The organism is Curtobacterium sp. BH-2-1-1 (genome assembly GCF_001806325.1).
Taxonomy (GTDB): Bacteria; Actinomycetota; Actinomycetes; order Actinomycetales; family Microbacteriaceae; genus Curtobacterium.
The window spans coordinates 2,273,446-2,287,166 of sequence record NZ_CP017580.1 but is presented as its reverse complement, the minus strand read 5'-3'; the positions used below and the strand labels follow the sequence as shown (position 1 = coordinate 2,287,166).

General features: G+C 71.9%; 15 protein-coding genes. 5 read left to right on the top strand and 10 right to left on the bottom strand.

Going from position 1 to position 13,721, the window contains the following annotated elements:
- Window positions 1-38 precede the first annotated feature (38 nt).
- Entirely contained in the window at window positions 39-1,307 is a 1,269-nt protein-coding gene (locus BJK06_RS10890) for an MFS transporter (RefSeq protein ID WP_258027621.1), read from the bottom strand.
- 133 nt (window positions 1,308-1,440) lie between these two features.
- Between BJK06_RS10890 and BJK06_RS10885 the strand changes: the two genes are divergently transcribed.
- Together BJK06_RS10885 and BJK06_RS10880 are read left to right on the top strand one after the other, a co-directional pair.
- A complete protein-coding gene (locus BJK06_RS10885) occupies window positions 1,441-2,031 on the top strand; it encodes a TetR/AcrR family transcriptional regulator (protein WP_083295193.1) in 591 nt (196 codons plus the stop codon).
- 103 nt (window positions 2,032-2,134) lie between these two features.
- Window positions 2,135-2,998, top strand: a complete 864-nt coding sequence (locus tag BJK06_RS10880) for an NAD(P)-dependent oxidoreductase (protein WP_070419385.1) — start codon at window positions 2,135-2,137, stop codon at window positions 2,996-2,998.
- Between the two features lie 3 nt (window positions 2,999-3,001).
- Here the strand turns inward: BJK06_RS10880 and BJK06_RS10875 are convergent, their stop codons facing one another.
- Complete coding sequence (locus BJK06_RS10875; RefSeq protein WP_083295192.1) at window positions 3,002-4,675, bottom strand: methyltransferase; 1,674 nt, start codon at window positions 4,673-4,675, stop codon at window positions 3,002-3,004.
- The gene (locus BJK06_RS10870; RefSeq protein WP_070417905.1) at window positions 4,672-5,046 is read right to left on the bottom strand and encodes a helix-turn-helix transcriptional regulator; all 375 of its coding nucleotides are present in this window, start codon (window positions 5,044-5,046) and stop codon (window positions 4,672-4,674) included. Before BJK06_RS10870 ends, BJK06_RS10875 begins: the two co-directional genes overlap by 4 nt.
- 111 nt (window positions 5,047-5,157) lie before the next feature.
- Here BJK06_RS10870 and BJK06_RS10865 point away from each other — a divergent pair, with 111 nt between their 5' ends.
- A complete protein-coding gene (locus tag BJK06_RS10865; RefSeq protein WP_070417904.1) occupies window positions 5,158-6,414 on the top strand; it encodes an MFS transporter in 1,257 nt (418 codons plus the stop codon).
- 18 nt (window positions 6,415-6,432) lie between these two features.
- Here BJK06_RS10865 and BJK06_RS10860 read toward each other — a convergent pair whose 3' ends face one another.
- Both BJK06_RS10860 and BJK06_RS10855 read right to left on the bottom strand, forming a co-directional pair.
- A complete protein-coding gene (locus BJK06_RS10860; RefSeq protein ID WP_070417903.1) occupies window positions 6,433-6,876 on the bottom strand; it encodes a TIGR02611 family protein in 444 nt (147 codons plus the stop codon).
- Window positions 6,877-7,006: 130 nt separating this feature from the next.
- On the bottom strand, window positions 7,007-7,339 hold the full coding sequence (locus BJK06_RS10855; protein WP_070417902.1) for a TraR/DksA C4-type zinc finger protein: 333 nt from the start codon (window positions 7,337-7,339) through the stop codon (window positions 7,007-7,009).
- 56 nt (window positions 7,340-7,395) lie between these two features.
- Here BJK06_RS10855 and BJK06_RS10850 point away from each other — a divergent pair, with 56 nt between their 5' ends.
- The gene (locus tag BJK06_RS10850; RefSeq protein WP_374930682.1) at window positions 7,396-8,427 is read left to right on the top strand and encodes an LLM class flavin-dependent oxidoreductase; all 1,032 of its coding nucleotides are present in this window, start codon (window positions 7,396-7,398) and stop codon (window positions 8,425-8,427) included.
- A gap of 7 nt (window positions 8,428-8,434) precedes the next feature.
- Here the strand turns inward: BJK06_RS10850 and BJK06_RS10845 are convergent, their stop codons facing one another.
- On the bottom strand, window positions 8,435-8,953 hold the full coding sequence (locus BJK06_RS10845; protein WP_070417900.1) for an ASCH domain-containing protein: 519 nt from the start codon (window positions 8,951-8,953) through the stop codon (window positions 8,435-8,437).
- A 91-nt stretch (window positions 8,954-9,044) separates the two neighbouring features.
- On the opposite strand from BJK06_RS10845, the gene BJK06_RS10840 reads away from it, so the two are divergent.
- On the top strand, window positions 9,045-9,524 hold the full coding sequence (locus BJK06_RS10840; protein ID WP_181015089.1) for a DUF2510 domain-containing protein: 480 nt from the start codon (window positions 9,045-9,047) through the stop codon (window positions 9,522-9,524).
- A 51-nt stretch (window positions 9,525-9,575) separates the two neighbouring features.
- On the opposite strand, the gene BJK06_RS10835 is transcribed toward BJK06_RS10840, so the two are convergent.
- The 4 genes from BJK06_RS10835 to BJK06_RS10820 all read right to left on the bottom strand — a co-directional run bounded on the left by BJK06_RS10835 (window position 9,576) and on the right by BJK06_RS10820 (window position 13,558).
- Window positions 9,576-10,589 carry a site-specific tyrosine recombinase XerD gene (locus tag BJK06_RS10835; RefSeq protein WP_070419383.1) on the bottom strand — a complete coding sequence of 338 codons (1,014 nt, stop codon included), beginning with the start codon at window positions 10,587-10,589 and terminating at the stop codon, window positions 9,576-9,578.
- A gap of 32 nt (window positions 10,590-10,621) precedes the next feature.
- A complete protein-coding gene (locus tag BJK06_RS10830) occupies window positions 10,622-11,203 on the bottom strand; it encodes a DUF1349 domain-containing protein (protein WP_070417898.1) in 582 nt (193 codons plus the stop codon).
- Window positions 11,200-11,775, bottom strand: coding sequence for an NUDIX hydrolase (locus tag BJK06_RS10825; protein WP_070417897.1), 576 nt, complete (start codon window positions 11,773-11,775; stop codon window positions 11,200-11,202). The genes BJK06_RS10830 and BJK06_RS10825 overlap by 4 nt, the downstream gene beginning before the upstream one ends.
- A 67-nt stretch (window positions 11,776-11,842) precedes the next feature.
- Window positions 11,843-13,558, bottom strand: a complete 1,716-nt coding sequence (locus BJK06_RS10820; RefSeq protein ID WP_070417896.1) for a CTP synthase — start codon at window positions 13,556-13,558, stop codon at window positions 11,843-11,845.
- Between the last annotated feature and the right edge of the window lie 163 nt (window positions 13,559-13,721).

Genomic DNA, 13,721 nt, shown 5'->3' with positions numbered 1-13,721 from the left:
CGGTGGTCGGTCCTTTCGTTCAGAGCCAGAACAGGTGGTCAGCGCACGCCGCGGATGCGGGACACCGAGGCGATGCCGAGCAGTCCGACGACGGCGCCGGTGATGAAGAAGCCGCTGTACCCGCCGGTGAGGGCGATCACGCCGGGGGCGGAGGCGGGGACGATCGACTGCGGCAGGGCCTGCGCGATGTTCACCACGCCGAGGTCCTTCGCGTTGTCCTCGTCGGAGGGGAGCACGTCGGTGATGAGGGCGAGGTCGACGGCGTAGAAGACACCCATGCCGGCGCCCATCACGAACTCCCCGACGAGCACCATGCCGAGCGACGGCGCGAGCGCGATGAGCACGAGTCCCACCACGCCGACGACACCGGCAACGGCGACGAAGAGCTTGCGGCGGCCGAGCTTGTCGGACAGCCACCCGGCGACGAGCGACGTGAGGACGATCCCCACGACGTTCCACAGCGTGCCCTGGAACACCGCGTTCGCGACGTGGTCGGACTCGACGCCGATGTCGTCGCGCAGGAAGTAGGTCAGGTAGCTCACCGCGGTGTACTGCGCGGCGACCATGAGGAAGCGGGTCAGCCAGGCCCAGCCGAGGTCCGGGTGCTTCACCGGGTTGAACACGAACGACCCGAAGACCTGCCCGACGCTGAGCTTCGACGTCGGCCGGTTGGTGAGCACGCGGTCGCGGAACACGAGCGCGTAGAGCACGACGACGATCGACCCGATCGCGCCGGGGATGATCATCTGCGTCGCCGAGGTCGAGAAGAGCTGCACGAGGAACGTGCCGCCGACGAGCGCGAGGTTCTGGGAGAGCCCGAGCAGCGCCGCGACCCGGCCGCGCTGGGAGCGCGTGACGTGGTCCGGCATGACGGCGGTCAGCGCCGCGATCGTGGCGTTGTAGGCGATCTGCGTGACGCCCCACGCGAGGACCAGCACGACGGTCGAGGTGGTCGTTGCGACGACCACGAGGCCCGCGAAGCCGACCACGGTGCCACCGATGATCCACGGACGACGCATGCCGAGCCTCCCGGCAGTCCGATCGCTGAAGCGACCGGCAAGGGGGTTGGCGACCATCGCGGCGAACGCGCCCACACCGAGTGCCAGGCCGAGCACGCCCGCCTGGTCGTCCGGCGCGATCTCGGCGACCTTCAGCGCCATGGCGACGAGCACCGGCGGCAGCAGCGCGATGTACAGGCCGAGCATCGCGATCGGCATGCCGAGCGTGTACATGAGCGGATTCCCCCGGCCGCGCGTGGGGGCGACGGCGGTCGGGGTGTCGTTGACGGTCAGGGCATCGTTGGCCACTGCAACCTCTTCTCGGGGACGCCGCCTGCGTCGGCGACTCGCACGCCTTCGTCGGCGGCTCGTGCCACCGTAACACCAAAACCAACCAGGGCTAGGTTTTCTGGGCGGTCGCCGAGAGCGGTACAGTCCTGCCATGGCACGACGGGGTTCGTACGCGAAGGGCATCGCGAAGCGCGAGGAGATCCTCACGACGGCGCTCGACCTCGTCGCGTCGCAGGGCTTCCGTCGCACGAGCATCAAGGACATCGCCGATGCCGTCGGGCTGACGCAGGCCGGGTTGCTGCACTACTTCGACTCGAAGGACGAGCTCTGGGTCGAGATCCTGCGGCGCCGCGACGAGATCGACCTGCAGCACGACTGGCACGCCCCGGACCCGGCAGCGCTGCTCGCCGCGATCGTGCGGCACAACGCCGAGGTCCCCGGCCTCGTGCAGATGTTCGTCAACCTCTCCGCCGCGGCCGCGACCGACCCGGAGCACCCGGCGCACGAGTACTTCCGCGAGCGCTACGAGCGCAGCCGCCGCGACCTGTCGTCCGACTTCCGCGCCATGCAGGAGGACGGACGACTCCGCGTGGACGTCGACGTCGAGGAACTGACGAGCGTGCTGCTCGCGGTCTCGGACGGCATGCAGATCCAGTGGCTGTTCGACCCGTCGCGCGACATGGCGCAGCACGTCGAGCTCGTCGCACGGCTCGCGATCGCCCAGGTCGCCCCCACCGCCTGACCCCGGGCAACGGGGTACGGACAGGGCCTGGTCGGGTCAGGTCGCGCCGGGCAGGATGGAGCCAGCCCGCGAGGGCGACCCGACGACGATGTGGAGTGACGCGATGACGCGTGTAGTGGTGACCGGCGGCAGTGGGAAGCTCGGGCGAGCGGTGGTCCGCGACCTCGATGCGCACGGGTACGACGTGGTCCTGGTCGACCGTGTGCCCTTCCCCGACAAGCCCGAACGGGTGCAGTTCGTCCGCACCGACCTCACCGACCACGGCCAGGTGCTCAACGTCCTGCTCGGCGTCGACGACCGGTACGACCACGTCGACGCCGTGGTGCACCTCGCCGCGGTCCCCGCTCCCGGGCAGGTGCCGGACGTCGCGCTCATCACGAACAACGTGACGTCGTCGATCAACGTCTTCCACGCCGCTCGTGCCGCGAAGATCAAGAACCTGGTGTGGGCGTCGAGCGAGACCCTGCTCGGCATCCCGATGGGTGAGCACCACCCGCCGTACCTGCCCGTGGACGAGGAGTTCGCGGTGCGCCCGCAGTCGTCGTACTCGCTCGGCAAGGCGGTGGAGGAGGAGATGGCCCGCCACTTCACCCGCTGGGACCCGGAGCTGAAGATGATCGGCCTGCGGTTCTCGAACGTGATGGACGAGACCGACTACCCGGCGTTCCCGTGGGACGCCACCCCCGAGGCGAAGACGTTCAACCTCTGGTCGTACATCGACTCCCGCGACGGCGCCCAGGCCGTGCGCAAGGCCCTCGAGGCCGAGCTCACCGGGTTCGAGGCGTTCGTGATCGCGAGCCCGGACACCGTCATGGACACCCCGACGATCGAGCTCGTCGAGCGCTACGTGCCGGACATCGAGCGCCGCGCGGACATCGACGGCGTCAGCTCGCTGCTCTCGTCGGAGAAGGCCCGCGAGCTGCTCGGCTACGCCCCCGAGCACAGCTGGCGCGACCACCGCGCCTGATCGTCAGGCGGCCGGGACGAGCAGGCCGTCGAGCACCAGGTCGCGCGCCGCCGGCAGCAGGTCGGCGGCGAGCACCTGCTCGTCCACCCCGGTGATCTGCGCGAGGGCGCCGACGATCGCCGCCACCGACAGCTCCCCGTCGCAGGCCCCGACGAACGCGGCGAGCGCGGTGTCGGCGTCCACACGGCGTCCGAGTCCGCCGCCCTGCACGAGCGTCATCACGGTCGGGTCGTCGTTGCCCGGCCAGTAGAAGCGCTCCTCGGTGACGTCGCCGGCGACCGCGAGGTGGGCGGCGGCGAGCGCGACGTCGTCGTGCGCGGCGAGCCACGCGGCCGCGTCGAGGACCCGCGCCACCGTCGCGCCGAGACCCGCGGGGTTGGAGCCGAGCGTCTCGGGGACGCGCTCGAAGCGGCGGAGGTGCACCGCGCCTCTCCCCACGGGCTCGGCCGCCACGTCGCTCCGCAGGCTCCGCGACGCGCCGGAACCGGCCCGCGTGGGCCCCGGCCGGGGCTTCCGGACCACGACGTACCCGAAGCCGACGCCGGTCACCCGACGGTCGGCGAAGTCGTCCAGCCACGCGCCGACCAGCCGGTCGAACTCGGGCGTCCCGGGCTTCGTCCCGCCGTCCCGGATCCACGTCTCGGCGTAGGCGGTCGGGTCCTGCCGTTCCCGCTCGATGACCCAGGCGTCGAGCCCGAGTCCGTCGGTGTCGGCGCGCTCGAACCAGGACCGCACGCGGTCGAGGCCGTCCGTGCCCCAGTGGTACTCCCAGTTGCCGAGCAGCTGCGCGGTCCCGCCGGGTTCGAGGTGCTCGCCGAGTCCGGTCAGGACGGTCTCGACGAGGGCGTCGCCGACCATGCCGCCGTCGCGGTACTCGTAGGCGGGGACGCCCTCGCTGCGGGGCGTGATGACGAACGGCGGGTTCGAGACGATGCGGTCGAAGCGCTCTCCCGCGACCGGCTCGAACAGGGAGCCGAAGCGGAACTCGATGCCGTCGATGCCGTTGAGCTGCGCGTTGAACCGGGCGATGTCGAGGGCCCGGCGCGAGATGTCGGTGGCGACGACCTCGTCGGCGAAGCGTCGGGCGTGCATCGCCTGGATGCCGCAGCCGGTGCCGAGGTCGAGCACGCGACGGACGGGCACGGGGACCTGCAGGCCGGAGAGCGTCGTGGTGGCACCGCCGATGCCGAGGACGTGCTCCTCGCCGAGGGCCGTACCGAGTGCGAGTTCGCCGAGGTCCGAGACGATCCACCAGCTGCCGGCACCGAGGTCGTCGACGAAGGCGTAGGGGCGGAGGTCCACGGCGGGAGCGACGGAGTCGGCGTCGACACGGACCAGACCGCTCGCTTCGACGGACTGCACGCCGGCGGACGGGAACGCGGCGTCCGCATCGCCGCGGCGGACCGGGAGCCCGAGCACGAAGAGCGTCGCGAGGGTGCCGAGCGGTGTCGTGTCGCGGGCGGCGAGCGCCCGGAGCGCTGCGACGCGCGAACCGCGGTGGAGCGACGCGGCGGCCTCGGCGCCCCACAGGGCGTCGACCCGCTCGACCGTGAACCCGGCGTCGGTCAGGTCCTGGCGCAGCGCGTCGGTGACGGCGGCGTCGGCGCCGATCGTCGGGAGCGTGTGCGGGGTCCCGGTGGACGCGGCGAAGTCGGCGGAGTCGGCGGCGGCGTTCACGCGGCGCCCTCGGCGAGGTCCGTGCGCATGAGGGCCGCGGGGACCTCCCACGCGAACACGAGGTCGAGGAGCCCGGGGAACCGCTGCTCGACGTCCTCGATGCGGACGCGGCTCGACCGGGTGAGCCCCTCCTGGTGCTGCTCGAGGAGCCCGGCCTCGCGCAGGACGCGGAAGTGGTGGGTCAGCGTGGACTTCGGCCGGTCGATGCCGACCCAGCCGCAGCTGCGGATGCCACCGGCGGCGTCGACGAGGTAGCGGTGCAGGATCGCGAGCCGGATCGGGTCGCTCAGGGCGTCCATCACGACCGGCAGGTCCATCTCGGCCACGGTCGGCTGCGGCAGGTGTTCGGGAGCATCCACGGTCGCGGGCATGGACGGGACGCTACCACCGTTCCGCTCGTAGTACGACTTGCGTCGTACAGCACGACTCGATACTGTACGACTCTCTTCGTACTGTCCCGCTCGCAACGGAAGGTGGCGCACATGGCGCAGTCAGCTCGCTCGGTCGCCGGGTTCTGGATCCTCGCGGCGATGCTCCTCGTGTCCGTCGCCTCGTCGGCGGTCCCCTCGCCGATCTACCCCGTGTACGCCGCGGAGTGGCACCTCACCCCGCTCATGCTCACCGGCGTGTTCGCCATCTACGTCGCGGGGCTGCTGGCCAGCCTGCTCGTCGCCGGGCGCCTGTCCGACCACGTCGGCCGCAAGCCCGTGCTCGTCGTCGGCGGCCTCGGCGTCGCACTGTCCCTCGGGCTCTTCGCGGTCGCGGACGGTGTCGGCGCCCTGATCGTGGACCGCATCGTGCAGGGCGTCTCCGTCGGACTGCTCATCGGCGCCCTCGGAGCGGCGCTCATCGACAACTCGCTCGAGCGCTTCCCCACCCTCGCCGGGGTGCTGAACGGTGTCATCCCGCCGATCGCCCTCGCGACCGGTGCCATGTCGAGCGGCGCCCTCGTGCAGTGGGGTCCCGCGCCGGAGCAGCTCGTGTACCTGCTCTTCGGCGCGCTGCTCGTCCTCATGGTGATCGCACTCGTCGTCGTCCCCGAGCGGGTCACCCCGCGACCGGGTGCCCTCCGCTCCCTCGTCCCCCGGATCAGCGTGCCCCGGTCCTCGCGGCGGCTGTTCCGCAGCGTCGCCGGATCGCTCATCGCGAGCTGGGCCCTCGGCGGGATGTTCCTGTCGCTCGTCCCCTCGGCGCTCGGCGCGGTCTTCGGCATCACGAACCACTTCGCCGCCGGTGCCCTGATCGCCGTCGTCACCGGGGTCGGCGCGCTGACCGGCCTCGCGACGCAGCGGATGGACGCCCGTCGTGCGGTCCTGATCGGCCTGGTCGCCCTCGTGCTCGGACCGATCGTCACGGTGGCGTTCGTGATGGCGCACTCCCTGCCCGGCCTCGTCGTGGGCAGTGCGATCGCCGGTGTGGGCTTCGGCGCCGGGTTCCAGGCACCGCTTCGGATGCTGCTCGCCACTGCGGCACCGACGCACCGTGCAGGGCTGCTCTCCACGATCTACGTCGTGAGCTACCTGGCGTTCGGCGTGCCGGCCGTCGTCGGAGGGCTGCTCGAGCCGACCGTCGGGCTCGTGCCGGTCATCGCCGGGTACGGGGCGTTCATCGTCCTCGCCGCGGTCGTCGCCCTCGTGCTGCAGCTCGTGTCGCGGGACGCCGCCGCCGTCGAGGAGCAGGCCACCGAGGTGCTCGAGCGCACCTGCACCGGCTCGGTCCGGGTGTCCCCCGCCGAGTAGGCGCGACACGCGCGCGGTTCAGTGCCCGGGCCGCGCCCGCTTCGCGCCGCGCCCGCGCACCCCGACCGTCCGGGCAGCACCGGTGTGCGCCGCGTCGACGTCCGCCTTGCCGCGGTCGGCGGCGTTCCGGAGCCACTGCGGCCCGTGCGCCTTCGCCCAGTCCCAGAAGCGGTGCAGCTGGGCACGGAGCCACGTGATGATCCGGTGGAAGAAGTGGAACTCGCTCGCGAGGATCGTCAGCCCGATGAAGACCACCAGCCACCCCGGCCCGGGCAGCGGCACGAGGATCAGCCCGATCACGACGACGAGCCCGCCGACGATCCCGACGAGCACCTTGTAGAAGAGGTGCAGGTGGGGACGCGCGTGGATCCAGGCGCGGACGTCGTGGAACCACTGGAACCGCCGGTGCGGCGTCTCGGCACGTTCGACCGCGTCGGTCCGGTCGTTCGGGTCGCCTTCCATGTGCCGCAATGTAGGGCGCGCGGCTGGGAAACCGCGGCGCGCGCGGTGGACGTGCGGTGCGTCCGTGACGGGAGGCGCGTGGCGGGGCCGACCCGCGCCTCCCGTCAGACGGTGCGGGCCAGGAGGCGCGTCAGGCGTGCGCCACGCACGTCGCGGCCCACGGGACCGCGGCGAGGCGCGCCTCCGGGATCGGTTCCCCACCGACCGCACAGCGGCCGTAGGTCCCGGCGTCGAGCCGCGCGAGCGCGGCGTCCACCAACCGGATCCGCTCACGGGCGTCGTCCCGCACGGCGCCGAGCGAGCCGCGCTCCCAGGCGAGGGTCGCGCCCTCGGGGTCGTGCTCGTCGTCGGAGTTGGCGTCCTGCCGGGCGTCGCTGACGTCCCGCATGCTCCGCTCGACGTCCGCGAGGAGCCGCTCGTTGCGTGCCCGCTGCGCGACCAGTGCCTGGCGAGGGTCGTCCATGCCGGACACCGTAGTCGGCCCGGAATGGCCGTGCTGTCGGATGCGTTCGTATCGACATGACGAAGATCGGGTTCCTGTCGTTCGGACACTGGCGCGACGTGCCGGGGTCGAAGGTGCGCAGCGGTCGTGAGGCCCTGGTCCAGGCGATCGACCTCGCGGTCGCCGCCGAGGAGGCGGGCGTCGACGGCGCGTACTTCCGCGTCCACCACTTCGCGCCCCAGCAGGCGGCGCCCTTCCCGTCGCTCTCCGCGATCGCAGCGAAGACCAGCCGCATCGAGATCGGCACCGGCGTCATCGACATGCGCTACGAGAACCCGCTGTACATGGCGGAGGAGGCGGCTGCGACCGACCTCATCTCCGGCGGTCGGCTGCAGCTCGGCGTCTCCCGGGGCTCACCCGAGACCGCCCTCGCCGGTTACCAGCAGTTCGGCTACGTGCCGGACGCCTCCGACGAGAACGGCGGGGACATGGCCCGTGCGCACACGTCGGTGTTCCGACGGGCGATCGCCGGAGAACCGATGGCGAACGCGAACCCGCAGATGACCGGCTCGGTCGGGTCCCTGCCGATCTCGCCGCTCTCCGACTCGCTCGGCGACCGCATCTGGTGGGGCGCCGGCACCCGGGCGACCGCGGAGTGGACGGCCGAGCAGGGCATGAACCTCATGTCGTCGACCCTGCTGACCGAGGACACCGGTGTGCCGTTCGACGAGCTCCAGGCCGAGCAGATCGAACGCTTCCGTCGGGTCTGGGCCGAGTCCGGCTGGGAGCGGACCCCTCGGGTCTCGGTGTCCCGCAGCATCATCCCGATCATCGACGACGAGTCGCGGCACTACTTCGGTGTCCGGGCACAGGTCGAGGGCCAGGACCAGGTCGGGCACCTCGACGGCGGGCTCGCACGGTTCGGCCGGTCGTACATCGGATCCCCGGAGGACCTGGTGGCCGAACTCGCGGCGGACCAGGCCGTGCGGGCTGCCGACACCGTGCTCGTCACGGTGCCGAACCAGCTCGGCGTCGAGTTCAACGCCCGGCTGCTCGCCTCGGTGAAGGACGTCATGCGCGAGGTGGACGCGGCGCCCGTCCCGGCCTGACGGGCGGTCAGGCGACGGCGGTCGGGTCCGGTGCCGGCCGGGTCGTCGCCGGTGCGGGCGGGGTCGTCGCCGGTGCGGGCCAGACGAGCCGGAAGCGTTCGCACACGACCGGCATCCGCGGATCGAACCCGCGCGGGTCCTCCGAGTGCGCGCGCCAGTACGCCTCGTGCACCCGACGCCAGTGCGCGAGCGTCCGGTCGCCCTCCCCCTCGGCCCGGGCGTGGTCCGCATCGACCTCGTCGAAGGGGGCGATCCGGACGCTCGTCGTCTCGACGACGGCCCGCGGTGCCCCGGCGGAGTCCGTGACGATGCCGATGTCCCCGACCTCCGGCACGCGGTCCCCGGACGCCTCGTAGTCCCAGAACGACGACGCCGTCCCGTCCTTCACCCCGCGCAGCACGAGGTCGAGCAGATCGTCCGCCTGCGCCGGCGTCGCGCCGAACGACCACGCCTCCGGCAGGGCCGTCGGCAACTCCGGTCGCTCGTCGCGCCGGTCACGCCAGAAGTCGTCGAACGTCGAGGTCACCCGCTCGACGCTACTGCACGCGGGTGGTCCCCCTTCCTGCCGACACCCGGGCTGGGACTGTGGCCGCTTCCCGCATTCCCGTAGCGTCGACGTGCACCTTCCCACGCACCCCGAGGAGCACCCCGTGACGCTGCCGGCCGCCGGCTGGTTCCCCGATCCGCAGGACGCGAGCCGCCTGCGCTGGTGGGACGGGCGCGCCTGGGGAGCGGCGACACGGGTGCTGCCGAGCCGGACCGAGCCGATCGTCCCGGTGGTCGTCGCACCCGTCGGACCGTCCTTCTCGGTGCAGCCGGCGGCGATCCGGACGCGTTCCTGGGCGTCCGGGGGCTCCGGGGTCCACCGGTTCAGTGCGTTCTCGACCCTGGCGGTGCTGCTCGCGGTGGCCTCCGTGGTGGTGAACCCCTGGGGAGCGAGCAGCGCGGCGGCGATCGTGGCGGGGCTGCTCGGCGTCGTGTGGCCCGGAGCGACCGGGGGCTGGCGGGTGCTGGCGCGGAGTGCTTCGGCGAGCGCCCTGGTCCTCGCGGTGGCGACGGCTGCCGTGGCGGCGTCCGCGCAGTTCCACGTGTTCTGACTTCGTGAGCAGGAACGGTCGGGTGCCCTCAGGCGACCCGACCGTTCCTGCTCACGAAGTACGCCGCGCCCGCGGGTGCGCCGTCTGGTACACGTCCCGCAGCATGTCCGCCGTCACCATCGTGTAGATCTGCGTCGTCGCCACGCTCGCGTGCCCGAGCAGCTCCTGCACGACCCGCACGTCCGCTCCCCCCTCGAGCAGGTGCGTCGCGAACGAGTGCCGGAACGTGTGCGGCGACACGTGCTCGGAGAGCTCCGCACGCTCCGCTGCCGCCTGGATCACGAGCCACGCACTCTGCCGTGACAGCCGTGCGCCCCGGGCGCCGAGGAACAGTGCCGGCGTCGACGCTCCCCGTGCCGCGAACACCGGCCGCGCCCGCACGAGGTACGCGTCGATCGCCGCCCGCGCGAAACTGCCGAGCGGCACCACCCGCTGCTTGTTGCCCTTGCCGGTGACCTTGACGACGGACAGCCCGTCGTCGAGGTCACCGGAGCCGTCCGACAGCGTCGTCACGTCGTCGACCGAGAGCCCGACGGCCTCCGAGATGCGCGCTCCCGTGGCGTAGAGGAGTTCGAGCAACGCCCGGTCCCGCAGCCCCACGAGGTCGTCGGCGACACCGTCGGGCGACCCGGCGGACGCGGCCCCGAGCAACCGCTCCATGTCGTGCACGGAGATCGCCTTCGGCAGTCGCATCGGAGCCTTCGGGGGCCGCACGGATGCGCCGGGGTCGAGCTGGAGCCACCCCTCGCCGGCGGCGAACGCGGTGAACGACCGCACCGAGCTGAGCATGCGTGCCACCGACCTCGGCGCGAGCGGCCCGGACGTTCGGGTCGCGAGGTGCTCGACGAACCCCGCGAGGTCCGCGCGCGCGATCCTCCCGACGTCGTCGAGCACGGCCGGTCCCCCGGCACGGTCGGCGCCGTCCGACTCCACGATCGGAGCGGACGCGAGCCATTCCGCGAACGTCAGCAGGTCCCGCCGGTAGGCCGACAGCGTGTGCTGCGAGAGGCCCCGCTCGATCGCGATGTGCCGCAGGTACGTCTCCGTGGCACGCTCGAACGGGATCACTCCACGAGGCTAGCGCCGCTCGGGGAGCGTCAGTGCAGCGACCCGTCCGGCTCCCCCACGCGGAACCCGGTGAAGGCGACGGTCAGTCCCGCGCGGGACGGTGCCGCGCAGAGCAGCCCCGCCGACACGTGGGCGTCGGGGTCGAGGTACGCCACCCGCACGAGCCGCGGCGGCTCGTCGTCCGCCCACGCCCGGATCGTCACGGCATCGCCGTCGCGGCTGGCCCGGACCGTGACGACCCGACCGGTCCACTCCGGCACGGGGGCCACCGACCAGTCCGACGCATCGCGCGTGACGACGGCTCCGACCTGGGGCGTCCCGTCGGCGAACTCGACGCCGGCCTTGATCCAGTTCCGCTCGTCGACCCGCAGGAACACCCCCGCCTGGTCGAACTGCTCCGTGTAGTCGAGCACGAACGACACCTCGACCGAGAACGCCCCGTCGACCGGGCGGAGCAGCGCGTGCTCGGAGTCGTGCACGAACCCGTACGAGGTGGTGCGCCAGGCGTCACTGCCCTCGACAGCCGTCACCCGCAGGACCTTGCCGTCGAGCATGGCCGCGGCGGGCTCGTGCGTCCACTGCCCCTGGTCGAGCAGCGCCGCGAGGCTCATGCGGCACCCCGCTCGAGCGCGTCCACCGCGAGCACGGCCACGACGAGCCCGGAGTTGTGCAGCCGACCGTCGAGGATCGCCTCCACCAGCTCGGCCCGGGGCACCCACCGCTTCACGATGTCGGCCTCTTCGGCTTCGCGGTCGAACGCCGTCGCGGTCGCGCGCACCCCACGGGCGCGGTAGATCTGCAGGAACTCGTCGCTGCCGCCCGACGAGGTGTTGTAGGTGACGAGGGGCTCCCAGTCGTCGGCCTCGAGGTCGGCCTCCTCCGCCAGCTCGCGCTGCGCCGCGGTCAGGTGGTCCTCGCCCGCCATGTCGAGCAGCCCCGCCGGCAGCTCCCAGTCGCGCATCCGCACCGGGTGCCGGTACTGCTGGATGACGAGCACGCGGCCCTCGTCGTCCTCGGCGTAGACCGCGACGGCACCGGTGTGGTCGATGTACTCCCGGACCATCGTCTCGTCGTGGTACGCGATGCTGTCGCGGCGCACGTCCCAGACGGCGCCCTCGTACACGACGGTGGACTCGGTGACCTCGAACGAGGCGGGTTCGTCAGCGATGGGTGCGTCAGTCACGCGACCATCCTGGCACTGGAGGCGCGGTGCCAGCTGGCACCGCGCCTCCAGTCAGAGACCACTCGCGTTACGCGACCTGCTCCTCTTCCTGCGGGTCGAAGAGGCTCGACGCCTCGTGCCGCTCGATCGCGGCACCGACGAGCCCCGCGAACAGCGGGTGCGCGTCCGTCGGACGCGAGCGCAGCTCGGGGTGCGCCTGCGTGGCGATGTAGAACGGGTGCACCTCGCGCGGCAGCTCGACGTACTCCACCAGCGTGCCGTCGGGCGACGTGCCCGAGAACACCAGGCCGGCGTCCGCGATCTGCTCGCGGTACTTGTTGTTCACCTCGTAGCGGTGACGGTGCCGCTCGGACGCCTCGGGAGCCCCGTACAGCGACGCCGCGAGCGACCCCTCGGTGAACGTCGCCGGGTAGAGGCCGAGGCGCATGGTCCCGCCGAGGTCGCCGCCCGCGATGATGTCCACCTGCTCCGCCATGGTCGCGATGACCGGCGTCGAGGTCTCCGGGTCGAACTCGGTGCTCGACGCGTCGGTCAGACCGACCTCGTGCCGGGCGTACTCGATGACCATGCACTGCAGGCCGAGGCACAGGCCGAGCGTCGGGATGCCCTGCTCACGCGCGAACCGCAGTGCGCCGAGCTTGCCCTCGATGCCGCGCACGCCGAACCCGCCGGGGATGCAGATGCCGTCGACGTCGCCGAGCTGCTTCGCCGCACCCTCGGGCGTGGTGCAGTCGTCGGACACGACCCACTTCAGCGTGACCTTCGCGTCGTGCGCGAAGCCACCCGCACGGAGCGCCTCGGTGACCGACAGGTACGCGTCCGGCAGGTCGATGTACTTGCCGACCAGGGCGATCGTGACGTCCTTCTTCGGCTCGTGCACGGCACGCAGGACCGGGGTCCACGAAGTCCAGTCGACCGGACCCGCCGCGAGCCCGAGCGCGTCGACGATGACCTGGTCGAGGCCCTGGTTGTTCAGCAGCGTCGGGAGGTCGTAGATCGACGGCACGTCGACCGCGTTCACCACGGCGTCCTCGTCGACGTCGCACATGAGCGCGATCTTCTTCTTGTTCGAATCCGACACCGGACGGTCGCTCCGCAGGACCAGCGCGTCCGGCTGGATGCCGATCGAGCGGAGTGCGGCCACCGAGTGCTGCGTCGGCTTCGTCTTCTGCTCACCCGAGGCGTTCATGAACGGGACGAGCGACACGTGCACGAAGAACACGTTGTTGCGGCCGAGCTCGTGGCGGACCTGCCGCGCCGACTCGATGAAGGGCTGGGACTCGATGTCGCCGACCGTGCCGCCGACCTCGGTGATGATGACGTCGGGCTGCGGGTCGTTCTGCGCCTGCTCGCGCATCCGGCGCTTGATCTCGTCGGTGATGTGCGGGATGACCTGCACGGTGTCGCCGAGGTACTCGCCCCGACGCTCCTTCGCGATCACCGTCGAGTAGACCTGGCCGGTCGTGACGTTCGCGGACTGCGACAGGTTGATGTCGAGGAAGCGCTCGTAGTGCCCGATGTCGAGGTCCGTCTCCGCGCCGTCGTCGGTCACGAAGACCTCGCCGTGCTGGAACGGGTTCATGGTGCCCGGGTCCACGTTGAGGTACGGGTCGAGCTTCTGCATGACGACCTTGAGGCCGCGAGCCGTGAGGAGGTTGCCGAGGCTGGCCGCCGTCAGGCCCTTGCCGAGGGACGAGACGACCCCGCCGGTCACGAAGATCTGCTTCGTCACCTTCGGGGTCGCGTTCGAAGAATTGGTTCCGCCGCTGAGAGTGTCCGCCACGGGATTCCATCGTACGTCAGAACTGCCAGGAGGCGCGACCTCGGTTCGCCGTGGGCGTTGCGTCGGGCGTGTGGCCGGGTCTCCGGGCCGTGGTCGCGCCGTGCGGCCGGGTCCGCCGCCCGGTGCGAGGCGGGCGCGAGCCGCGCCTCCTGGATCGGCGTGC